Origin of the sequence: Kutzneria buriramensis, assembly GCF_003387475.1 — a bacterium.
GTDB lineage: Bacteria > Actinomycetota > Actinomycetes > Mycobacteriales > Pseudonocardiaceae > Kutzneria > Kutzneria buriramensis.
The window spans coordinates 1-22,020 of the sequence record NZ_QUNO01000018.1; the positions used below are offsets into that span (position 1 = coordinate 1).

Annotated in this window: 21 protein-coding genes; 9 read left to right on the top strand and 12 right to left on the bottom strand. The window is 71.3% G+C overall.

Annotated features, from left to right (window positions below; translation table 11 throughout):
* Positions 1 to 331 precede the first annotated feature (331 nt).
* Positions 332 to 1,096, bottom strand: coding sequence for a crotonase/enoyl-CoA hydratase family protein (locus tag BCF44_RS41065; RefSeq protein ID WP_116179918.1), 765 nt, complete (start codon positions 1,094 to 1,096; stop codon positions 332 to 334).
* A 117-nt stretch (positions 1,097 to 1,213) separates the two neighbouring features.
* Here BCF44_RS41065 and BCF44_RS41070 point away from each other — a divergent pair, with 117 nt between their 5' ends.
* Complete coding sequence (locus BCF44_RS41070) at positions 1,214 to 2,116, top strand: MurR/RpiR family transcriptional regulator (protein WP_246016122.1); 903 nt, start codon at positions 1,214 to 1,216, stop codon at positions 2,114 to 2,116.
* On the opposite strand, the gene BCF44_RS41075 is transcribed toward BCF44_RS41070, so the two are convergent.
* The 6 genes from BCF44_RS41075 to BCF44_RS41100 all read right to left on the bottom strand — a co-directional run bounded on the left by BCF44_RS41075 (position 2,113) and on the right by BCF44_RS41100 (position 11,812).
* Positions 2,113 to 5,028, bottom strand: a complete 2,916-nt coding sequence (locus tag BCF44_RS41075) for an ATP-binding protein (RefSeq protein ID WP_116179920.1) — start codon at positions 5,026 to 5,028, stop codon at positions 2,113 to 2,115. The two genes, BCF44_RS41070 and BCF44_RS41075, sit on opposite strands and share 4 nt — an antisense overlap.
* A gap of 141 nt (positions 5,029 to 5,169) precedes the next feature.
* Positions 5,170 to 5,379, bottom strand: coding sequence for a hypothetical protein (locus tag BCF44_RS41080; protein ID WP_116179921.1), 210 nt, complete (start codon positions 5,377 to 5,379; stop codon positions 5,170 to 5,172).
* A gap of 57 nt (positions 5,380 to 5,436) precedes the next feature.
* Positions 5,437 to 8,445: a type 2 lanthipeptide synthetase LanM family protein gene (locus tag BCF44_RS41085; protein ID WP_116179922.1), complete on the bottom strand. Its 3,009-nt coding sequence runs from the start codon at positions 8,443 to 8,445 to the stop codon at positions 5,437 to 5,439.
* 122 nt (positions 8,446 to 8,567) lie between these two features.
* Positions 8,568 to 9,446, bottom strand: coding sequence for a peptidase (locus BCF44_RS41090; protein WP_147328829.1), 879 nt, complete (start codon positions 9,444 to 9,446; stop codon positions 8,568 to 8,570).
* 495 nt (positions 9,447 to 9,941) lie between these two features.
* Positions 9,942 to 11,264: an MFS transporter gene (locus tag BCF44_RS41095; RefSeq protein ID WP_116179924.1), complete on the bottom strand. Its 1,323-nt coding sequence runs from the start codon at positions 11,262 to 11,264 to the stop codon at positions 9,942 to 9,944.
* The gene (locus BCF44_RS41100) at positions 11,261 to 11,812 is read right to left on the bottom strand and encodes an ArsR/SmtB family transcription factor (RefSeq protein ID WP_281283202.1); all 552 of its coding nucleotides are present in this window, start codon (positions 11,810 to 11,812) and stop codon (positions 11,261 to 11,263) included. The genes BCF44_RS41095 and BCF44_RS41100 overlap by 4 nt, the downstream gene beginning before the upstream one ends.
* A gap of 72 nt (positions 11,813 to 11,884) precedes the next feature.
* Here BCF44_RS41100 and BCF44_RS41105 point away from each other — a divergent pair, with 72 nt between their 5' ends.
* From BCF44_RS41105 to BCF44_RS41115, 3 genes are all read left to right on the top strand, one after another.
* The gene (locus BCF44_RS41105) at positions 11,885 to 12,337 is read left to right on the top strand and encodes a GNAT family N-acetyltransferase (RefSeq protein WP_116179926.1); all 453 of its coding nucleotides are present in this window, start codon (positions 11,885 to 11,887) and stop codon (positions 12,335 to 12,337) included.
* 66 nt (positions 12,338 to 12,403) lie between these two features.
* Positions 12,404 to 13,534 carry an inorganic phosphate transporter gene (locus BCF44_RS41110; RefSeq protein WP_116179927.1) on the top strand — a complete coding sequence of 377 codons (1,131 nt, stop codon included), beginning with the start codon at positions 12,404 to 12,406 and terminating at the stop codon, positions 13,532 to 13,534.
* Between the two features lie 13 nt (positions 13,535 to 13,547).
* On the top strand, positions 13,548 to 13,751 hold the full coding sequence (locus BCF44_RS41115; protein ID WP_116179928.1) for a hypothetical protein: 204 nt from the start codon (positions 13,548 to 13,550) through the stop codon (positions 13,749 to 13,751).
* Between the two features lie 44 nt (positions 13,752 to 13,795).
* Here the strand turns inward: BCF44_RS41115 and BCF44_RS41120 are convergent, their stop codons facing one another.
* Both BCF44_RS41120 and pip read right to left on the bottom strand, forming a co-directional pair.
* Complete coding sequence (locus BCF44_RS41120; protein ID WP_116179929.1) at positions 13,796 to 15,295, bottom strand: glycoside hydrolase family 76 protein; 1,500 nt, start codon at positions 15,293 to 15,295, stop codon at positions 13,796 to 13,798.
* A gap of 95 nt (positions 15,296 to 15,390) precedes the next feature.
* Positions 15,391 to 16,350 (bottom strand): prolyl aminopeptidase, encoded by a 960-nt coding sequence (gene pip / locus BCF44_RS41125; protein ID WP_116179930.1) that lies wholly within the window; start codon positions 16,348 to 16,350, stop codon positions 15,391 to 15,393.
* Between the two features lie 66 nt (positions 16,351 to 16,416).
* Here pip and BCF44_RS58770 point away from each other — a divergent pair, with 66 nt between their 5' ends.
* Both BCF44_RS58770 and BCF44_RS41130 read left to right on the top strand, forming a co-directional pair.
* Positions 16,417 to 16,545 (top strand): hypothetical protein, encoded by a 129-nt coding sequence (locus tag BCF44_RS58770; RefSeq protein ID WP_281283203.1) that lies wholly within the window; start codon positions 16,417 to 16,419, stop codon positions 16,543 to 16,545.
* A complete protein-coding gene (locus tag BCF44_RS41130) occupies positions 16,545 to 17,042 on the top strand; it encodes a GNAT family N-acetyltransferase (RefSeq protein ID WP_116179931.1) in 498 nt (165 codons plus the stop codon). The genes BCF44_RS58770 and BCF44_RS41130 overlap by 1 nt, the downstream gene beginning before the upstream one ends.
* Here BCF44_RS41130 and BCF44_RS41135 read toward each other — a convergent pair.
* On the bottom strand, positions 16,987 to 18,159 hold the full coding sequence (locus BCF44_RS41135) for an alpha/beta hydrolase (RefSeq protein ID WP_147328830.1): 1,173 nt from the start codon (positions 18,157 to 18,159) through the stop codon (positions 16,987 to 16,989). The genes BCF44_RS41130 and BCF44_RS41135 overlap by 56 nt on opposite strands.
* 80 nt (positions 18,160 to 18,239) lie before the next feature.
* Here BCF44_RS41135 and BCF44_RS41140 point away from each other — a divergent pair, with 80 nt between their 5' ends.
* Positions 18,240 to 18,683, top strand: coding sequence for a molybdopterin-binding protein (locus BCF44_RS41140; RefSeq protein ID WP_116179933.1), 444 nt, complete (start codon positions 18,240 to 18,242; stop codon positions 18,681 to 18,683).
* A gap of 68 nt (positions 18,684 to 18,751) precedes the next feature.
* On the opposite strand, the gene BCF44_RS41145 is transcribed toward BCF44_RS41140, so the two are convergent.
* Positions 18,752 to 20,155, bottom strand: coding sequence for a hydrolase (locus BCF44_RS41145; RefSeq protein ID WP_116179934.1), 1,404 nt, complete (start codon positions 20,153 to 20,155; stop codon positions 18,752 to 18,754).
* A 129-nt stretch (positions 20,156 to 20,284) separates the two neighbouring features.
* On the opposite strand from BCF44_RS41145, the gene BCF44_RS41150 reads away from it, so the two are divergent.
* Entirely contained in the window at positions 20,285 to 20,941 is a 657-nt protein-coding gene (locus tag BCF44_RS41150) for an HAD family hydrolase (RefSeq protein WP_116179935.1), read from the top strand.
* A gap of 55 nt (positions 20,942 to 20,996) precedes the next feature.
* On the top strand, positions 20,997 to 21,728 hold the full coding sequence (locus tag BCF44_RS41155; protein ID WP_147328831.1) for a hypothetical protein: 732 nt from the start codon (positions 20,997 to 20,999) through the stop codon (positions 21,726 to 21,728).
* Positions 21,729 to 21,758: 30 nt separating this feature from the next.
* Here the strand turns inward: BCF44_RS41155 and BCF44_RS41160 are convergent, their stop codons facing one another.
* Positions 21,759 to 22,019 (bottom strand): TFIIB-type zinc ribbon-containing protein, encoded by a 261-nt coding sequence (locus tag BCF44_RS41160; protein ID WP_246016106.1) that lies wholly within the window; start codon positions 22,017 to 22,019, stop codon positions 21,759 to 21,761.
* Position 22,020: the final 1 nt, after the last annotated feature.

Sequence of the window (22,020 nt, forward strand, 5' to 3'; positions counted from 1 at the left end):
GGATGGTCAGGACGGCGGAGATCGGGGCGGGGGTGGCGAAGGTGGTCATCGTGGGCTCCTGGCGAGTGGTTTCCGTTGTTGACGAGAACCACGTTTGCCGGCCCCGCTGACACCGCCCGGCCACCGTCCTGACACCGCCCCTGACATGACAGCACCGTCTGCCTGAAACCGACATTCGGTGTGTCTGTGCTTGTGCCGCGCGTTCCGCGCGGGGCGAGGTCGCTCTGATCCGACCTCTTCCCTTGTCTCAGCTCGATCGATGAACAGACTCGATCGAGCTGAGCCTGCGGTCCAGAGGCCGGCGCGACCTCGCGCGCTCCCGCGGGGGTTGCTACTTGCCGGTCCAGCGGGGTGGGCGCTTCTCGGCGAAGGCGGCGGCGCCTTCGCGGGCGTCGGCGGAGGTGAAGACGGGGGCGACGATGGCCTGCTGGCGGTCGAAGGCCTCGGCGGCGGGCCAGTCCGGCGACTCGACGATGACACGCTTGGTGGCCCGCACGGCCAGGGGGCCGTTGGCGGCGATCTCCGAGGCCAGCGACTGCGCGGCGGCCAGGGCCTCGCCCGGCGACGCGAGCCGGTTGACGAAGCCGAAGGCGTGGCCGCGGGTGGCGTCGAGGAAGTTGCCGGTCAGCGCCAGCTCCATGGCGACGTGGTACGGCAGGCGAGTCGGCAGCCGCAGCACACCGCCGCCGGCGGCGACGAGGCCGCGCTTGACCTCGGGGATACCGAACTTGGCGTCGGTGGCGGCCACGACCAGGTCGCAGGCGAGCGCGATCTCCAGGCCGCCGGCCAGCGCGTAGCCCTCGACGGCCGCGATCAGCGGCTTGGCCGGCGGCCGCTGCGTGATGCCGGCGAAGCCGCGGTCGCCGACGGTGGGGCTCTCGCCGCGCAGGAACGCCTTGAGGTCCATGCCGGCGCTGAACGTGCCGCCGGCCCCCGTCACGATGCCGACGACCAGGTCGTCCCGACTGTCCAGCTCGTCGACGGCGGCGGCGACACCCTCCGCCACGGCCCGGTTGACGGCGTTGCGCGCCTCCGGGCGGTTGATGGTGATGACGGCGACGCCGTCGGCATGGGAGACCAGCACCTCGTCGGACATGATCCCCAGGCTACGGGGAGGAACAATTCGTCACCGTTTGCCCACGTCGGCGGCTTGACACCGCGCAGAACGGCGAATAATTTTCGTCTTGCAGGGGGAGGGGTACACCGAGTGGAGATGCCGCACCAGCCGGACGGATCGACGGTCGAGCGGATCAGGGCCATGGTGCCGGCCATGCCGGCGGCCCAGCGGACGCTGGCCGAGCTCATCCTGGCCGACCCGGCGGGGGTGGCGAGGACGACCATCCTCGATCTGTCCGAGCGCTGCGGCGTCTCCACCGGCAGCATCACCCGCCTCTGCCGGTCGCTGGGCCTGAGCGGCTACGCCGACCTGCGCATCGCCCTGGCCTCCGACGCCTCCGCCCCCCGCCGCGGCACCTGGGCCGGCGAGGTCGGCATCGACGCCGACGACGGCATCGAGAAGGTCGCCGAGGTCGTCGCGCACGGGGTCGGCCGCGTCGTCGAGGAGGCCATCGGGCACCTGGACCTCGCCAACGTGGAACGGGCCGCCCGCCTCGCCAGCGCCGCCGGCCGCGTGCTGGTCTCCGGCATCGGCGGCAGCGCCACCGTCGCCTCCGAATTACAGCAGCGCTTCTACCGGATCGGCGTGCCGAGCTGGGACTGGTCCGACCCGCACGTCGCGCTCACCGGCATCGCCCTGACCGCCCCGGGCGATGTGCTCTTCCTGTTCTCGCACAGCGGCCGCACCGAGGAACTGGTGGCGATGGCCACCGAGGCGCGCAACCGCCCGGTGACCGCGGTCGCCGTGACCAACGACCCGAGCTCGCCGCTGGCCGAGCTCGCCGACATCGCCCTGGTCACCGGCGTCTCCCAGCTCGGCTTCGGGCACGAGGCGGCGCTGTCCCGGCACGCCCAGCTCGCGGTCGTCGACCTGCTCTACATCACCGTGGCCCGCATCGCGCTGGACCGCACCACCCGCGCCATGGCCGCCACCGCCGAGGCCGTCCGCGGCCGCCGCGGCGCCCCGAGCGATCCGCTGCCGAGCGACGAACAGCCCTAAGAGGCGAGGATGGCGCTCGCGTAGCTGCTGAGCGCCTCGCGGTCGGGCTGCTGGGTCTTGGCGATCAGGCTCGCCACGTGCTTTTCCACCGTACGGGGCGAGATGTGCAGGCGGTTGGCGATCGCCTTGTTGCCCAGGCGTTCCACCAGCAGCCGGAACACGTCGTACTCCCGCACGGTGACCCCGACGGACCGCAGCTCGCTCGGCACCTGCTCGGCGCCGACCCGCCGCTGCTGCACGGAAACGCCGACCTGACGCAGCAAGGCCCGGCAGGCGCTGGCGGTTCCGGTGACACCGTTGCGGTGGAAGTACTCCTCGGCATTGCGCAGCCACGTGATGGGATCGCCCCAACCGTCGGTGTGCGCGGACTCGGCCACCAGCCGCAGCCCGAGGTTGCGGGCCATCGGGAACGCCCCGCCGACCTGCTGCGCGGCGGCCATGGCGCACTCGGCCTGCTCGACCTTGCCTTCACGGCCATAGAGCACCGCGCCGGCCAGCTCGGTGAAGTGCCGGTTCCAGCGCATGCCGCCGGCGGGCGTCGCCGACACCTCCCGGTGTTGCGCCCAGTCGAAACGCCCGGACAGCACGCCCAGCAACAGATCCAGCCCGTGTCGGCCGGCGAGGTGGAAGGTGGTGGGGTTCTCCGCCTCGAACGCCAGCGCCTGCGCCAGCTCCTTGTCGGCGAGCTCCCGGTTCTCCTCCAGCAGCGCGCAGAAAACCCGTGCCAGGCCGAAGGAAAGAGGCAACTCCTGGGACTTTTCCCCGCCCCACTCCCGGAATTCGGCCAGCGCGTCGTCCATCTCGCGCCGCCGGCCCTGGTGCGCGGCCAGCGTCGCCTTGGTCATCAGGGCGTAGCGGACGATCGAGCTGAGCTGCAGGCGGGTCGCGGACTCGCCGCAGGCGGCGATGCGCTGCGTCGCCAGGTCGAAGTCGCCGCCGAGCACGGTGTGCAGCGCGATGATGGCGTCCGCGTTGTACGCCATGGTGATCGCGCCGATCCGCAGCGCCTCCTGCCGGGCGCGCTCCAGGCTGCCGGTGTCCGCTGTGGACAGCCAGTCGATGCCCGCCAGCCGCATCATCGCGTACGCCCGCTGCATCGGCAGCTGGTGCTGCTCGCCGAGCTGCTTCGCCTTCTCCAGACAGGACATCGCCTGCGAGATGTCGTGCTCACGGGCGATGATGCCCAGCAGTTCCCACGCCTCGCAGGCGACCACCGGCTGCTCGGACCGCTCCGCGGCGGCTACCGCGCGCCGGGCCAGGGCCTCCGCCCGGGTCAGCCGATCCGGTCGCGGCGTGTCCAGTTCCAGGTACGCCGCAACGACATCCACCGGCGCGGTGTCCTCGTCGGCCGGCTGGTCGCCGAGCAGGGCTCGCGCCGCCGCCACCTGCTCGGCGCCGTTGGACGGGCGGCCGGCGAGGTAGGCGACCTTGGCCAGCCGGGTGTGCAGCGCCGCGCGCCGCCGCACGTCCAGGCCGTCGCCGTCCAGGTCGGCCAGCTTGCCGGCGAGCTGGAAGGCCCGCTCGAAGTGGCCGGCCTCGGCCAGCGCGGGCAGCAGCGACTCCAGGATGTCGGCGCGGATGCGGGCGTCCAGCTTCCGGGTCAGCAGTCGATTCGCCTTGTCCAGCAACGTGATCGCGGATCCGGCGGCGCCGTCGCGCAGCGCCCGCCGGCCGGCCTCGGCGAACAGCCGCCCGGCGGCGGCATCCTCGCCGGCGTCCAGTCGCAGCGACGCCACCAGCTGGCACCAGTGCCCCGGCAGCGTGGGATGCAGCTCCAGCACGGCGTCGGCCGCCTTGGACGACAGCTCGGTGCGGTCGATCGGGGTGAGCTGGCTGAGCAACGCCTCGGCGGTCAGCGGGTGCCGGAACGCGTACCAGTCCGGCGCCGGTTCGTCCGGAGTGACCAGTTGCGCCGCGACGCCGGCGTGCAGATGGGAAAGCAGTCCACGATCGTCGATGTCGGCGACCTTGCGTACCACCGAAAGTGGGAACCGGTGACCCAGCACCGCAGCCACCGACAGTAGCATTCGCCCTTGCGGGCCAAGCCGATCCGTGCGGTTGGCGATGCTGCGCACGACCGCCGCCGGCACCTCGGTGCGCAGCGGGCCGACCACCTGCCAGCCGTCCCCGCTCGGCACCAGCAAACCGTTGCTGACCAGGCCGTGTAGCAGTTCCTCGACGATGAAAGGGTTTCCGGCGCTGTCCACCCACAGCCGCTGCACGACCTCGTCGGCGACCTCGGCCCCGGGCATCTCCAGGCAGGACGCGGCCATCGCGCGCACCTGCACGCGGTCCAGCCGGCGCAGCTCCAGCAGCTTGCCGGTGCGGCGCTGCTCGCTGGCCCGCGCCAGGTCCAGCGCCGCGCCGGGCTCGCCGCGGATGGTGGCCAGCAGCATGATCGGCTGAAGGTCCAGATTGTCCGAGAGGTACTCGACGACGGCCAGCGTCTCGGCGTCGGCGTCGTGCAGATCTTCCAGCACCAGCAGGCATCCGCGGCCCCGGCCGGCCACCGACAGCAGCCGCAGCACGGCCTCGGCCAGCACCACCAGCGACACCGGCTGCGGCGGCGCGCCCGCCGCCCACTCCGGGATCAGCCGCCCCAGCACCGGCCGGTACGGCCCGAGTTCGCTGTCCTCGAACGGCTCCCCGCCGCGGAACAGCGACAGCAGCGCCTCGGTCAGCGGACGGAACGGCACCATCGGGCCGATCGTGCTGCCGCGACCGCGCAGCACTCGCATCCCGGAGTCGAACGCCCGGCCGGTGGCCATCGCGGCCAGCCGCGACTTGCCGATGCCGGCCTCGCCCACCAGGAAGGCAGCCCCGCCGCGGCCGGCGCGGGTGCCGGACAGCGACCGCGTCAGCTCCGTCAGCTCGGCGTCCCGGCCGACCAACAGCGGCGCGCGGGTCTGCATGGTGCCGACCCTATGCCGACACCACCCCATGTCCATAAGGACTCCACCGGAGTGGCCGAATTGCGGGACGGTCTGCCCCTAGGTGTACGGCAATCCCCCCATCCGGGCACATCGGATGAGGGGACCGGCGTTCTCGTGGCGTCAGACCGTGCCCGGCGCGCTGACCGTCGTGAACGGAATGGCGCTGACCGCCATGAAGGCGCTCATGCCCAGCGTCAGCCCGGCCAGCGCCCGAGCCCGCGCCCCCGCGCGCGTTCTGGCGGTCACCACGATCTCGCCCGCCGGGTTGTCGCCACTGGCGGTGGCGAACTCGACGTCGGTGGCGGTCTCGTCGGCGGTGAAGTCGCTCATGTTCGTTTCTCCCTCAGTGGATTCCCTCAGCGGCACAGCGGAAAAGCGGTAAATCCCTCAGTGGTGCGACGAGTCGAGCAGGAGCACGGACGGCACCTGTTCGGTGAAACCGAGGCGCAGCAGGCCGTAGCCGATACCGGCGAGGCCGCTGAGCAGACCGGGGGTGGGGACCTCGTTGGGCGTGCCGCAGCGCGCCCCGTACTGGTCGAGCGAGCCGAGCACCAGGCCGGCCCGGCGGCCGACCGCGGCGGCGGCCCGCTCGTCGCCGGCGCGGCCGAGCACGGTGAGCGCCTCGATGGCGCCGAGCTCACCGTGGCACAGGCTCAGGTCGCGCAGCGGAGCGTGTCCCGCGAGGGCGTCCACGCGGCGGGCGAGCCCTTCGTCCGGACGGCCGATCCGCGCCAGCGTCGTACCGGACAAACCGCCGCACCAACCGTGATCGGACACCACGGTGGGATCGCCGTCCGCGGCGAGGAAGGCGTCTCCGGCCGTCTCGTGCCGGTCGCTGCCGATCACGGACGCGAGCCGCAGCAGCGCCCAGCCGGCGCCGCCGGGACCGCGGGCGAAGCCGGTCGCGTCGGTGGTGCCGTGCCGGCCGGTGGCCAGCCGGTCGGCGTACCGGATGGCCAGCGTGCCGGCGGTGGCCAGGCCCGTCTCGGCGTGCACGGCGAGCATCGCCGCCAGCCCGCCGGCCAGGCCGTTGGCCAGGTCCGCCGACTCGTCGCCGGCCTCGGTCTCCAGCGCGGTCGCCAGCCGGACGGCCGTGGTCAGCCAGCCCAGCACCTCGGCGTCGTCGCCGAGCAGCCGGTGCAGGCGGGCCAGCGCGTAGCAGATGCCGCCGAGGCCGTGGAAACCGCCGGAGCCGACGGCCAGCGCGAGTGCCAGGTCGTCGCCGAGCGCGTCGAGCAGACGCGGGATCGGCTGGATCGCCCGCCGCGCCAGGTCGCCGTAGCGGGGCGCGCCGGTGAGTTCGGCCAGCTGTGCCAGGAAAAGCGCGAGCCCGGGGTAGCCGTTGGCCAGGCCCGCGCCCATCGGCAGCACGGTCCACTGCTTGTCGTCGACCAGCTCCAGGCCCAGCCAGTTCGTGCGTTCCGCGCCCGGCACGGCGCGGCCGACCAGCTCGTCGGCGATGCCGCAGGCCGCCGCCAGCAGTCGCTGCGGGTCCGGCACGACGGTGGCGACATGGCCCGGCAGCACGTCCACGCCCTGGTGGCGCACCGGCTGCGGGCGGGTCGCGAACGAGGCTCGGATCAGCCACTCCTGGTTGTGCCGGTCGATCTCGCCCATGTCGGCGATCTTCGCCTCGACGGCGTCCAGTCCGGACACGGCCAGCAGGTTCGGCAGCCGCACCCCGGTGGCGGAGAAGACGTCCCGGGAGCCGACCGGGCAGGTGAACATCGGCACGTCGCCGGCCCACAGGTCGGCGATCTCGTGCGGCACCAGCCGGCGGCGCATCGGGTCGTCCAGCGAGTCCGTCCACAGCAGATCGAAGACGCTGTCGCGGTCCAGCGCGTCGCGCAGCACGTCCGGGTGCGTCGACTCGTCCAGCAGCGTCGCGTAGAGCTGGGTCGGCCGGGCCACGAACCGCAGCTCGTCGGCCGCGCAGGTGCGCAGCAGCGCCACGAACTCGGCCCGGTGCTCGACGATCGCGTCGTAGCCGGCCTGGAACCCGGTCAGCAGCGCCGCCTGGTAGTCCCGCGGCTCGGCCTCCTGCTCGCCGAGCCGCGGCCGGTTGCGCCCGCCGCGCATCGCCACCGGCCGGCGGACCAGCCGCATCGAGTCGGTGCCGGCGCCGTCCCAGCCCACCCCATCGGTCGGGAAGACGCCCTTGTCACCGCCCAGCCCGGAGACGTCCATCGACCCGTTCTCGCCGAGCATGACCTGCGGCAGCAGGGCCGTGCGGAACACCGAACGCACCAGTTCCTGGGCGGCCGGGTCGTGGCCGGTCGCCGTGTCCACCTGCATCGTCGGGTGGAACAGCGTCTCCACGTCCACCAGCACCGGCTGGTCGCCGGCGGCGATCAGGTTCTCGTAGTGCATGTCGCTGCCGTCCACGGCGTAGAGCAGGGCCAGCAGCACCCCCTGGCGGCGGTAGAACCGGCTCAGGCCGGACACCTCGTCGCAGGCGGCGGCGTCGACGAACTCCTGCCAGCCGTAGCCGTCGCCGCGCAGCAGCGCGACCTTGCGCAGGTCCAGGCCCGTGATCCGGCCGTTCAGCCAGTCCAGCATGTCGTTGAAGTGGGCGTGCAGGTCCAGCGGGCGGGGCTTGTAGACGACCACCCGGCCGTCGGCGAAGGTCAGCAGCGCCACCGAGCGGCCGTGCTGGTGGGCGTCGCCGCCGGTGGGCTCGATCCGCACCAGCTCGCCCGGGTCGACGCCGCCCAGCAGCGTCTCGACGATCGCGTCCCGGTCCGCGGCCACGCGCTCCAGCAGCTCCAGGTGCGCGGCGACGGCCTGCTGGCAGGTCTGAGCCAGCAGCCGGGCCAGCACCGGGTACTCGGCGAACAGCGCGTCCAGGTCGGGGCGGCGGGCGAACTCCGCGAACCGCTCCGCCGGCGTGCGGCCGGCCAGCTGGCCCCGGGCCCGGGCCCGGTTCAGCTGCAACACCAGCGTGCGGGCCGCCAGCCGGGCCAGGCAGCGGCCCAGCTGGTGCACGAAACCGCTGGTCACGTCGGCGTGCGCCCGGCCGGCGACCGCCGACTCCGCGACCTCCACCAACGGCCGCAGCCCCGCGGCCAGCGCCCCCAGCCAGTCGTCGCCGAACGCCTTGCGCCGACCGCTCGGGCTGGTGAGCGCCGAGTCGACGAAGTCGGCCCAGCCCGGCCGGGCCACCCGCCGCGCCAGCGCGTCCGGCGCCTCGGCGAGCAGACCGGTCAGCAGCTTCACGTCCAGGCCGGTCGCCGCCAGCCGCCGCTCGAACCAGTCCGGCGCCAGTTCCTCGTGCGCCCGGCGCCACCGCTCCAGCCGCTCCAGCGCGTTCGCCGTGCCGCTGACCTGCTGCGACGGGCGGGGCAACCGCTCGTGCAGGGTCAGGCCCCCGGCCCACCAGAACGTCGCTGACTTCATCACGAGAGGAAAGGTGTCACGCCGGGCACCCCCCTACATGGGGGCAACGCCCCCATATTCGCGGCCCCTGGTCCCACCCCCTACTCGGAGGTGGGACCAGGTGCCTCACATGCGCAGGTCAGCTAGGCGTTCTGGGCGCCGTTGTAGACCTGCCAGGCGGCATCGCGGTAGTAGGCGAAGTACGAGTCGCCCCAACTGCCGAAGAAGCTCGCGGTCTGCACCGCCGACCCGTCGCCCTGGTAGTTGACGATGAAGGCGCCGCCGCTGGCCCCGCCGGACAGGCCGACGCAGTTGGGGATCTGCACGCCGCCCTGCGGACCGTCGTAGGGCTGCCCCTCGCACCAGACGGCGTAGTCCTTGTCGGCCGGGATGCCCAGCCCGTGTGCGTAGTTGTTGGTGCCCCAGTTGAACCCGATGCCGGAGCCGCCGACCACGTCCTGCACGTGCCGGTTGCTGTTGCCGCCGGTGCTCAGGACGATGAACGCGTTGTCGCCGCCGGGGCTGGTGTCGTCGATCCGCCAGCCCATCGACCGCCAGTTCCACCAGCCGTAGGGCGCGTTGCCCTGGTTGTACGACGGCGCGAACCGGAAGTTGTCGTAGGTCTGGCCGGTGCCGATGTCCATCACGCAGTGCCGGGCCGTGGAGATCACGTCGTGGTTGTTGCTGGACACCACGTTGGCGCTGCACAGGTAGTCGCCCTTGCCGGGCACGGAGAACACCAGCCGGCCGATCGTCGTCCATTCGGACGCTAACGGATGCACCACCGTGGGTGCGGTGGCGTGCACGAACTTCGGCGTTCCGGTTCGAGGTAGGGCGGCACTGGGCACGCCCGTCGGCGCGTCCATCGGTTCGGCCTGCGCCAGGCGTTGCGGCGTCCAGTAGGAATCCTGGGCGCTCGCCGACGCGGTGTTGGTCGCGGTGGCCACCGCGGCGTGCGCGGGAACGGTGGTGACCAGCAAGGACAGTGCGGCGGTCAGCAGAACAGCGGCGGTTCTGTGCACGATGTCAACCTCCGGGATCAGCGGCTGGAATCGTGGCGGCCGGCCCATGGTGCCACTGCAATCGGCGTAATCGTTGTGGGGCAGGGGATTCCTGTCCGGTAACGGACACGGTTCGCCCACGATAAGGTTCCCGTGGTGTTCCGACGTGCATCCGAGTTGAGCGATCTGCTGCTGACCCTGTCCCGCTTCAAGTATCCGGCGGACACCACGGCGTTGGAGCACGGCGCGCGGCTGGCCGGCTGTCTGGACGACGACGAGTCCCTGCTGGAAGTGGTGCACGCGCGGCGTTCCTTCGGCGCGACTGTCGCATGTGGACTGGTGCTGACCGGTAGGCGGCTCATTTTCATGCCGGAGACCCGGCACCTGGGCGAGGTGCGCAAGATCCTGCCCGGCAGCGGCGGCGCGTTCGAGCTGCCCCTGTCCGAGGTCACGGCGGTGCGCGCCGCCGGTCAGCCCAAGGAGACCGACTGGCTGGAGGACCTGTTCACCCACCAGTCATCGCACGCCGGCCTGGTGATCAGCGCCCGTGACCTCGACGACCTGCACTTCGGCTCGGTCGTCCCGGTCGACGGCCCGACCAAGCTCGTCGCCCGGCTGCGGTCCATGGGCATCCCCGGCTGACGGGAAGTCGCGGCGCCCTCGGATCGGGCTGGCCAGCAGGATCGTCACCGACAGCGCGAGCAGCGCCGTCATCACCCACAGCGTCGGCCGCACCCCGATCGCCGATCCCAGCGCGCCGCCCAGCAGACCTCCCAGCGCGATCGTGCTGTAGCCGACCACGGAGCCGCTCGCCGCCATCCGGCCGAGCAGCTCCGGCGGGCAGTAGCCCTGCCGCCAGCCCGAGAAGATCACGTTGGACGCCACGACTCCCGCGACGACCAGGAACGTGCCGACGACGTAAGGGATAAGGCCGAAACCCTTGCCGGCCAGGGGGATCAGCAGGCCGGCGGCCGCCGCGCCGAGCTGGCACGCGAGCACGCCGCGGGCCGTGCCCAGCCGCCGCGAGATCCGCACGGCCAGCGTCGCGCCGAGGAGACCGCCGATGCCGCCGACCATGAACAGGACGCCGATCGCCGCCGGATCGAGCCCGATGTCCCGCAGCAGGAACACCGGTTCGATCGCTTGGTAGCCGGTCAATGCGAGGTTGGACGCCGCCCCGTACACGGTGAACATCAGCAGAATGCGGTCGCCGGCGACGAATCGCAGGCCGTCCGCGATCTGCGTACGCAGCGAGAGGCGATCCTTCGTGTCGGAGCGCGGTTCGCGGGTGCGGATCGACAGCAGGCACACCGCCGACACCACGAAGCTGACGGCGTCGAACACCAGGCCGGTCACCAGTCCCAGGAACTGGCCGATCACGCCGGCGGCGCCGGGACCGAGCACCTGGGCTGCCGACTGCCCCGCCTGCATGCGGGCATTCGCCGGCACGAGATCCGGCTTCTCGACCAACGCCGGCAGATACGACCGGTACGCCGTGGAGAAGAACACCGTCGACGCTCCGACCAGCAGTGCGACGACCAGGAGCTGAGCGACCGTCAGCAATCCGAGGAATTGCGCCGCCGGGATGCTCACGTACGCCGACGCCATCACGGCGTCGCACACCAGCATCACCGTCCGGCGCGGTAATCGGTCCACCCACGCGCCGGCGGGCAGGCCGATCACCAGCCACGGCAGCCAGGCCGCGGCGGTCAGCAGACCCACGACGAACGTGTCGGCGTGCAGGGCGACCGCGATCAGCGGCAGCGCCACGCTGGTGATGCTGCTACCGAAGGCGCTGGTGGTCTCGCCGGTCCACAGCAGCCGGAAGTCGCGGTTCACGGCTTGGCCGGTATGCCGTAGGCGAACGTGAACACGGCGTCGCGCTCCTGCCCGTCGTCCGGGATCTCGCGCCGGGCCCACCGCACGATCAGCCCGATCAGCTCCTCCCTGAACTCGTCCAGCTCGGCCGGGGAGAGTCGAAGCCAGGCGTCGGTGGAGAACGCCGCGTCCTGCCAGGCCGCCGGGTAGCTCTCGCGACCCGCCTGCCAGGCCCGGACCAGCGAGAGGTGGTGGTCGAGGTTGAGCGACTCGGCCGCCTCCGCGACGGCGGTGGCCGCCGGGTCGTCCGTGTAGTCGCGGGCCGACCAGCTCAGCGATCCCGCACGGATCCGCCACCACCGCTCGCGGCGGTCGCCGGCCAGTTCGGGGGCCTCGTCCACCAGCCCGGCGGCGGCCAGCACCTTCATGTGGTGGCTGATGTTGCCGACGGCCTGCCCGGTGCGCTCGGCCAGCGCGGACACCGTCGCCGGGCCCTCCACCTTGAGCACGTCGAGCAGCCGGCGGCGCAGCGGATGGGCCATCGCGGCCAGCACCTTGGACTCGATCACGGGTGTCAGCATGCATCAACAAGAGAAGTTGTACAAGAGCTCTTGTGTAACTCGGCGACTAGGCTGGCCGGCATGACCGTGAACTTCCGCCGGGCCGTCAAGACCGACGTGCCGGCGATCGTGGCGATGCTGGCCGACGACCCGCTCGGCGCGACCCGGGAGAACGCCGCCGACATGTCGGCCTATTTCGACGCATTCGACAGCATTGACGCGGATCCGGGAGAGTTGCTGATCGTCGCGGATCGGGACGGCGAAGTCGTCGGCACGCTCCAGTTGACGTTCCTGCACGGTTTGTCGCGGGGCGGCGCGATCCGCGCGCAAATAGAGGCCGTTCGGGTCCGTTCGGACGCCAGAAGCGGCGGCCTTGGCAAGCGCCTCATCGAATGGGCCATCGACGAATCCCGCCGCCGGGGCTGCCATCTGGTGCAGTTGACGTCGGACCGGACTCGCGTGGACGCGCACCGCTTTTACGAGAAGTTGGGCTTCTCCGGCACGCATCTCGGGTACAAGTTGACTTTGGTCTGACTCGGTTCACCTGCCGTTCGCCTACACCGTTTACCTTGCGGTCCTCCGATGCGGCAGGAGGCGCGGATGGACATCTCGCTCCTGGTCATCGTGGTCATCGTGACCGCGCTGGCCTTCGACTTCACCAATGGCTTCCACGACACGGCCAACGCCATGGCCACCTCGATCGCCACGGGCGCGCTCAGCCCCCGGGTCGCGGTCGGCGTCTCGGCCGTGTTCAACCTCGTCGGCGCGTTCCTGTCGGTGCAGGTGGCCAAGACCATCTCCAGCGGCATCGTCGACGACACCAAGATCAACGCGGCCATCATCTTCGGCGGCCTGGTCGGCGCCATCGTCTGGAACCTGCTGACCTGGCTGCTGGGGCTGCCATCGAGCTCGTCGCACGCCCTGTTCGGCGGCCTGATCGGCGCCAGCTGGATCGCCGCCGGCTCCGGCGCGGTGCACTTCGAGACGGTGCTGGAGAAGATCATCGTGCCGGCGATCGCGTCGCCGATCATCGCCGGCGTGGTCGCCACGGCCGCCACGTTCCTCGCCTACAAGCTCACCGCGAAGTCCGAGAAGACCGAGCGGGCCAAGGGCTTCAAGGCCGGCCAGATCCTGTCGGCCTCGATGGTCTCGCTGGCGCACGGCACCAACGACGCCCAGAAGACCATGGGCGTGATCACGCTGACGCTGGTCACCGCCGGCGCGCTGCCCAGCGGCTCGAACCCGCCGCTGCTGGTCATCCTCGGCGCGGGCCTGGCCATCTCGCTGGGCACGTTCCTGGGCGGCTGGCGGATCATCCGCACGCTGGGCAAGGGCCTGACCGAGATCGAGACCCCGCAGGGCTTCGCCGCCGAGGCCAGCGCCACGGCGACGATCCTGGCGTCCTCGCAGGTCGGCTTCGCGCTGTCCACCACGCACGTCGCGACCGGCGCGATCATCGGCTCCGGCGTCGGCAAGCGGCTGTCCGAGGTCCGCTGGGGCGTCGCCGGCCGGATGGCCATCGCGTGGCTGTTCACCCTGCCGGCCGCCGCCATCGTCGGCGCGATCGCCGGCCGCACCGCCGCCCTGGGCACCGCCGGCACCGTGATCGTGGCGCTGGCCGCGGTCGCCATCGGCGTCGGCGCCTACCTGCTGTCCCGGCGCCAGCCGGTGTCCGCGGGCAACGTCAACGAGCTGCCGTCCACCACCACCCCGGCGACCGCGTCGGCCTGAGCAGGGAGAACCCATGACGATCAATTGGGCCGGCCTGGGCGCGGTCTTCCTCGTCGCCCTGGTGGCGTCGGTGCTGTTCGTCGGCCTGTTCTCGGTCGGCATCGCCTCGTGGACGCGGCGCGGCGAGGCCGCGGTGAACAACGTCCTCGCGATCGTGTGCTTCGTGCTGTGCGCGGGGATCATCGGCTACGGCATCTTCGCCATCGCCCACAAGTGAGTTCAGCGCCCCTCCGTTCTGCTGAACGGAGGGGCGCCGCATGTTCAGCCCGTCGCGTTGAGCAGGTCCAGCGCGCTCTGCTGGCGGGCGGCGTCGGACCGGTCGAACGGGCCGGACCAGACCAGCCCGTACTGGTCGAAACCGTTGCGGTCTTGGGCGTACGCCGAATCCGCCTGGCGCTTCAGGTAAGCGCCGTACGGGTGATCGGCCAGCACCGCGTTCAGCACGCTCAGGTCCCGGGCGTAGACGCCCTTGAAGGTCGGGCCGTCCGCGCCGCCGCCCCCGGGCTGCTCACCCGGCTCGTGCAGGACTCCGTCGGGGTTGAGCGAAGTGCTCGTGGTGGACGCGTTCGCCAGCGTGCGGGCCTGGGTGAGGTACGAGCCGTTCCCGGTCGCCTTGTACAGCTCGGTCAGCGCCGCCAGCGGCACGCCCTGGTTGTAGGTCCACGTGGTCTGCCCGTTGTTGGCGCAGGCACTCGTGAGGCCGTCGTTGACGAGGTTCTGCGGGTTGATCATGCCGCTGTTGCGGAACCAGCTCCAGCCAGCCTGAGCGCGTTGCAGGTAGACGGTGTCGCCCGGGATCCTGTTGTGCAGCGCGGCGTTCAGCTGGATGTACAGCGAGTTGGGGATGGCGTTCTTGTACGTCCTGGCGTCGCTCCACCACACCCCGCCGCCACACGTGTTGTCCCAGAAGGAGAACACGTGGTCCGCGTCGAAGCGGGCGGTGTTCAGGTAGCGGCTGTCGCCGGTGAGGTCGTAGGCCGCGACCCAGGCCAGGCCCCACCACTCGGTGTCGTCGTTGTAGGCGTTGGTGAAGTTGCCGCCCTGGGCCGAGAGATTCAGGTCGTACGTCTTGGCGATGGCGTAGGCGTAGCTGCCCATGCCGGCGGCGCGGATGTTGTCGATCACCGCCGTGAGCGCGTTGGCGGAGTTCCACCAGCCGGTCGTGTCGAACAGGCCGGTGGCGGTGTCGTAGTCCTCCATCAACGCGGTCGCGGCGGCGGTGCGCCGGTCGTAGGAGTTCCAGGTGGTGCGTCGCCAATCCGTGCAGGTGATCGCCGTGGTGCCGGCCGGTTGGGCGCAAGCCCGCAGTAGGCCGATGCCGTTGTTCGCCCAGTCGTCCACGTTGTACATGAGCGTGCGCCAGCCGGGATAGCCGGTCGGCGTGCGGGTGTCGCCGATCTTCGAGCCGGACGCCCAGCTGCGGCCGGCGTCGAAGGACCGGTCCAGCCACAGCTCGTCGCCGGCGGAGCTGTTGGTGAGCGCGCCCCAGCCCATGTCGTCGGCGTCGTCCATGTGCAGGGACAGTTGGCGGGTCCCGGCGGCGGTCGCGGTGGCCTGCCGGTCCTGTGCCGCCAGCGCGGGATCCCTGGCGTCGCAGTACTTGTCGCAGATGGTGGCCATCGGGGCGACGGCCTTGCCGGCCGACGGGGGCGGAGCGGCGGTCGTAGGAGTCGGCGGTGCTTCGGTCGACGCGGCGGCGACCGGGGCCAACAGGACGGCGGCGACCAGCGTGAGGGCGCTCGCCAAGGCACCTCTGAGCATGGAACCTCCCGGTTTGCAGGGGTAACCGTGCAGGTGAGAGCGCTCTCAGCTCTGAATGTAAGGTCCGCGTGAGGTGTCGGTCAACTCGGACCACGTCACCTGTTCTTGAACTCCTCGATGGCTGCCCGAGTCGTCGCCGACATCAGATCGCTGCCACCGTGCCCGGCGTCCTCGATGATGTGGAGCCGCGCGCCCGGCCACGCCTTCGCCAGTTCCCACGCCGTCTGCACCGGGCAGCCCATGTCGTGCCGGCCGTGCACCAGCACTCCCGGTATCCCGGCCAGCTTGTGAGCGTCGCGCAGCAGTTGATCCTCGGCCAGCCACGCTCCGTTGCTGAAGAAGTGGGCGCAGATCCGCACCATCGCGATCGACGCGTCGACGTCGCGGTCGCTGTACATGCCGGGCGAGCCGTTGGGCTCGTCGGAGATCACCGCGTCCTCCCAGGCGAGCCAGTCGGCCGCGGCCTTCTCCCGGACCGCCCGGTCCGGGTTCTCCATCAGCCGAGAGTAGGCCGCCAGCAGGTCGCCGTCCCGCTCGTCCTCGGGCACGCCGTCGCGGAATCGGTCCCAGGCCTCGGGACGGAACCGTCCGGCGCCCCGGTAGAGCCAGTCGATCTCGGACCGGCGGCTCGTCGTCACCGCCGGGACGATCACCTCGCTGACCCGCTCGGGGTGCTGCTGCGCGTAGGCGAGAATGAGGGTGACGCCCCATGAGGCGCCGTTGAGCAGCCACCGGTCGATGCCGAGGTGCTCCCGCAGCCGTTCCATGTCGTCGATCAGGTGCTGAGTGGTGTTCAGGCTCATGTCCGCCGCCGGGTCGCTGGCGTGCGGCGTGCTGCGCCCGCAGTTGCGCTGGTCGAAGCGGATGACGCGGTAGCGCTCGGGATCCCACGCTCTCGTCGGCTGCCGCGGCGCGCCCGCTCCCGGACCCCCGTGCACGTTCAGCGCCGGCTTCCCGTCCGGGTTGCCGAGCTGCTCGTAGTAGATGCGGTTGCCGTCCCCGGTGTCGAGAAATCCGGTGTCGTACGGACTCGTCGGCGGATAGAAGTCAACCATGATCGTCGATCCTACGAGAACGATCCCCACGCGGGTCCCGATTTATGAAAGACCCAAGCCCGCTGGATGGTGTGGGTGTTCCTCACCCTGTTCGGCGTGCCCGGGACCGGCACCCGCGTCGAGTTCGACTTCGCGGCCGTGGCCGAGTGGGAATTCGCTGGCTACCGGCGGCTGGTCTGCCTCAGTCTGACGTGATGGAGACCGACCGCCTGCTGCTGCGCCCGGCCGAACCGTCCGATGTGGACGACCTGCGGGCGCTCGATGCCGACCCCGAGGTGATGCGCTTCCTCGGCACGGACGGGGCAAGCTCGGTCGGCCTGGTTGGGCGGCCCGGCTACTGGGTCGGTGTCGAGCGCGCCAACGGCGACTTCGTCGGCTGGTTCGGCCTCGGCGACGAGCTCGGCTACCGGATCCGCCGCGACAAGTGGGGCCTCGGCTACGCCACCGAGGGGGCGAAAGCCGTGCTGCGCAAGGCTTTCGCCGACGGGCGGGAGCGGGTCACCGCCCAGACCATGTTCGTCAACGAGGGCTCGCGGCGGGTGCTGGCCAAGCTCGGCATGACCCACGTGCGGACCTTCTTCGTGGACTGGGAGAACCCGCTGCCCGGCTCGGAGCACGGCGAGGTGGAGTACGAGATCACCCGCGCCGCTTGGCTAGATACGACAGGAACTCCTCCACCGCGTGCGCGGTAGCCACGGTCCGGGCGCTGGCGAGCATGTCGAAGGCGTGGTGGGCGTAGGGGAGCTCGGCGTAGCCGACGGGCGCGCCGACTTCCCTGGCCCGGAAGGCGAACTCCCGCGCCTGGTTGACGGAGACGATCTCGTCGCGGTCGCCGTGCAGGACCAGCAGCGGCGGCGAGTCCGGGCCGAGCCGGTGGATCGGGGACGCCGCGCGGAGGTCCGCCTCGTCGTCGATCATCACGCGGCGGATGTGGTCGCGCAGGGCGGTGCTGCCGTCGTCGTTGAGCGCGGCCAGGTCGTAGACCCCGTACAGCAGCGCGCCGGCCTGGATCGACGTGTCGGCGTCCTCGAAGTCGGGCTGGAACGCGGGGTCGTTGCCGGTCAGGGCGGCCAGACCGGCAAGGTGCCCGCCGGCCGAGCCGCCGGTGATCGCGATGAACGACGGGTCGCCGCCGTACCGCTCGATGTTCGCGCGCACCCAGGCGATCGCCCGCTTCACGTCCACGATCTGCGCCGGCCAGCGGTTCTTCGGGCCGAGCCGGTAGTCGATCGCCACACACACCCAGCCCTGGTCGGCGAGGTGCGCGAGCAGCGGCAGGTTCTGCTGCCGGCGGTCGCCGCCGGTCCAGGAGCCGCCGTGCACCTGTACCAGCACCGGCGCGCCGGTGACGCCCGCCTTCCGCCACACGTCGAGCCGCTGGCCGTCGGTGTACTCGACGCCGTCGGCGGCGATGAACTCCGCGCGCCGGAACCGTCCCGGCAGCGCCGGCTTCGGGGCCCACAGCTGCACCGCGCCGCGGCCCAGCGCCTCGTCCACCGCGCCCTGGAGCTGCCGGATCGAGTCGTTCGCGGGCTTCTGCAACGCGGCGGTGGCCACCGCCGCGCCCGCCGACAACGCCAGCGCCGCCGCCCCGACCTTGCTCCGGCCCGCGCCCAACGCCGCCGCCACGCCGGTCGCCGCCAGCTGGGCCGTAGCCGTCGGCACCGGCAGCTCCGTGCCGAGGATGCCGCCGGCCATGCCCACCAGATGCCACGGATAGTGCCGCCACGGCGCCCGCCGCGCGATCACGTTCAACGCCACTCCGCCGACGCCCGCGGCCACCGCCAGGGCTGTTCCCGTCCTGCTCACGATCACTCAACGTACGGGAGGCTGCTACTGAGGAGTGAAACCCGTCACACAACCGCAGATGCGGATCTATTCTGACGGTTGTGACGCCGCTGCGGACCGATGAGCTGGTCATCACCGGCGAGGTCGCCACGCCGGGCACGGTGTGGTGCACCTCGGCGCTGCACGCCCGCGCCTGCCGGCCGCTGACCATCGACTACGTCACCCGCCGCCGCAGCGAGCGGCACGAGGTCCGCGGCGTCGCCCTCTACGACGCGCTGGCCGCCGCCGGCCTCGCCCTGGATCCCGCCCGCAAGATGGATCACCTCAGCCTGGCCGTGCTGGCCGAGGGGGCCGACGGCTACGCCGTGCTGGTGTCCTACGCCGAGATGCACCCCGAGTTCGGCGACTGTGGGGCCCTGCTTGCGACCTGGCACAACGGCTCGCTGCTGCCCCGGCCGACGCTGGTGATGCCGGCGGACCGGCGGGCGAGTCGCTTCGTCCGCCAGGTCCACCGGCTGCACGTGGTCCACCCGTTGGCGGCCTGACGCAGGGAAGGACGCCTTACCTGCGTTGAGCGAGGGTAAGGCGTCCTTCCCCGCATGAACTGGATCGGTCAGGAGGCCGTCAGCGCGGTGTCGTCCAGGGCGAACGACGTCTGCTTGGTGTAGTCCTCGCTGCCGGTGAACTTCACCGTCACCGACTGCCCCGCGTACGCCGAGAGGTCCACGCTGTGCTGCTGGTACCCCGACGCCGCGTCCAGGTTGGAGAAGCTGGCGACGGTGCTGGAGCCGACCGCCACGGTGAACGTGTCGTACTTGCTGGTGGTGGTCGTCTCGGCGGTGTCGACGTGCAGCCAGAAGCTCAGGCTGGCCGAACACCCGGCGGGAATCGTCACGGTCTGCGACTCGGTGTTGGTGGTCGTCGTGCCGGTGCCGTCGAACAGGGCGTCGGCCGACCCGGTGTGCGGGGCCTCGACCGAGCCGATACCGGCGTTGCCGCTCCACGACGTGGTGCCGCTCTCGAAGCCGGGGTTGGCCAGCAGCTGCCCGGGCGTGGTGCAGTTCCCGCCGCCACCGCCGCCGGTGCTGGACGCCTGCGCCAGCCACGCGGTCGCGTTCAGGCCGAGCGCGGCGTTGTCGGCGGTCGGGTCGGTCCAGCCGTTGTACAGCGTCTTGCCCGACTCGCCGGTGCCGTCGTCGATGGTGGAGCTGTCGCCCCAGATCGCGACCCGGCCCTTGCCGAACGTGCTCGTCACGAAGAAGGCGTTGGTGGTGCCCGGCGACGAGGTGCTCAGGTACAGCAGGCCCTTGACGTCGGGGTTGTCGGCCGGCTTGAGCGTGAACGTGGTGCCGTTGGCGATCAGGCTGTGCTTCACGGTGCCGAACGAGCCGCCCAGCACCGGGTTCGTCGAGTCGCTGATCGCGACCGGGTGGTCGGAGGTGATGTTCTTCAGGTCCACCGAGAAGCCGAACGGGTCGGAGTTGTCGACGCCGTTGCTGGTCATGATGTCGTTGATGATCTTCGGCGAGTCCCAGCCGTCGTTGTTGCGGTCGCTGCCGGTGTGGTCGGACACCAGGAACAGCCCGCCGCCGTTCTGCACGAAGGTCAGCAGCGCCGTCTTCTCCGCGCTGGACAGCCGGATGTTGGGCTCGGGCAGCACGAACTCGTCGAAGTTCTTCAGGTCCAGGGCGTTGGACGTGCCGTACGTGATCGTGCTGCCGGCGGGCAGCGTGTCCAGCGTGTACTGGCCGGTCTTCTGCAACGCGACGCCCCACGAGGAGATCGCGCCGGTCCAGTCCTTGTCGCTGGTGGGCGAGGGGTTCTGCTTGAGCGGGTCCGGCTGGCTGGTGCTGATGATCCAGTCGGCGTTGCCGGCCGTCTCGGCCTTGCTGGCGTCGAACAGCACACGATGCGTGGTAGCCATGGGGGTGGTAGCTGTGTGCGCGGTGGCGGCCAGCCCGGGTAAGAGGGCCGCGGTCAGCGCGGCGGCGAGCGCCGCGCCCGTGATCGGACGCATGGTGTGCGTACCTCCGGTGCAGGGGACGGGGGATGCCGGTGAAGGATCTCCCGCCGCGGCAGCGGGATCAACGATTCAATCTTCACTTCACCGAGACGTCATCCGTTCGTCCGGATAGCCTCATGGCCTGTGGACGCGGTGGTTTTCGATCTTGACGGCGTGCTGGTCGACTCCGAGCAGACCTGGGACGAGGTGCGCCGGGCGGTGACGGCCGAGCACGGCGGCACCTGGGACGGCGAGCGGACGACCCGGGCGCTGATGGGCATGAGCACGCCGGAATGGGCGGCGTACCTGGCGACCGAGCGGGGCGTTCGACTGCCGCCCGACGCGATCGCCGAGCTGGTGGTCGACGGCATGGTCCGTCGCTACGCCGAGGGGCCGCCGCTGCTGCCGGACGCCGTCGAGGCCGTGCGGGCGGCGGCGCGGCGCTGTCCGGTGGCGATCGCGAGTTCCTCACCTCCGGCGTTGATCGCCGAGGTGCTGCGGGTGACCGGCCTCGACGACGTCGTGAAGGTGGCGCTGTCCAGCGAGCTCACCGGCGCGGGCAAGCCGGCCCCGGACGTGTACCTGGCCGCCGCCAAGGCATTGGGTGCAGATCCGGCTGCCTGTGTTGCCGTAGAGGATTCGACCAATGGCATCAAGGCTGCGCTGAACGCCGGCATGATAGTGGTGGCGGTGCCCAACGCGCACTTCCCGCCCGATCCGCAGGTTGTGGCGCAGGCGGCCACGGTGATCAGCGGCGTCGGGCAGCTGTCGACGTTCCTTGACGGATTGTCACGTCCATGACAATCCCGCCATTGGACGATCCCGCGCCGTGACGGCGAACCCCTATCCTGGCCGCTTGCGGAAATTGACCCTGCGTGAACAAGCGATCATGGAGCTCGACCGGGTCGTCGCGTGGCTGGAGACCGGCGCCGTCGACGACACCCGGGTGTTCGGCACGACCGACGAGCGCGACTGGATGCTGCGCATGTGCGCGGCGCTGCTCGCGCTGCTGGACGAGCACGAGGTCGACGAGTTCGGCCGCTGCACGAGGTGCCGCGAGCCGCGGTCGGGCCTGCGCAAAGCGCTGCCCGGCAGCCGGCGCGCGCCCACGTGTGCGGTCCTCGACGCCGTGCTCGCCGCGTTCGGCGACACCGTCGAGGCCGTGTGGAGCAGGGTGCTGGCCACGCTCGGCTCGGACATGACCGAGGACGAGGTGCGAGACTGGCTCGCGACCCCGCCGCCCGCGCCGGAACCGGCCATGTCGCTGTTCAATGTGGACGTCATCGGCGGCTACGGCTTCGGCGCCGCCGAGTTCAACCTGGAGCAGGTCAAGTCGCTGCCGGAGGCGCCGGACGAGACCACCGACCCGATCTCGGGCTGGTTCCGGCGGCCCTACATCCTCGACGACGAGCCGACCGAGCCGGGCACCGCGCTGCGCGTGGTCAACCATTACCGGCAGCAGGCCAAGGTGTGGCGGACCCCGGAGGAGCTGGCCGGCGAGTCGGAGACGGTGGTGCTGCCCCGCCTCGAGGTCGCCGACACCATCCCCATGTACCTGCCTTCGTTCGGGCCGGTCGTCCGTGCGTGAAGGGCCCCTTCCGAGGGGCCCTTCACCACGTCAGGACGAGAACAGGAAGCGCCCGAAGCCGCCGCGGCGCTGGCGGCGGTCGCCCCAGCCGGGTCCGCCGTGGTGTCCGCCGTAGACGGGCGAGCCCTCGAACCGGTTCTGGGCGCTCCACTGGGCTTCGGCGCGGGTGAGCGCCTCCAGCTCGCCGTGGTCGAGGAAGATGCCACGGCAGGTGTCGCACTGGTCGACGTGCACGCCGTTGCGCTCGTAGCTGCGCATCGCGCCGGGGCACTTCGGGCAGGTCATCATCATG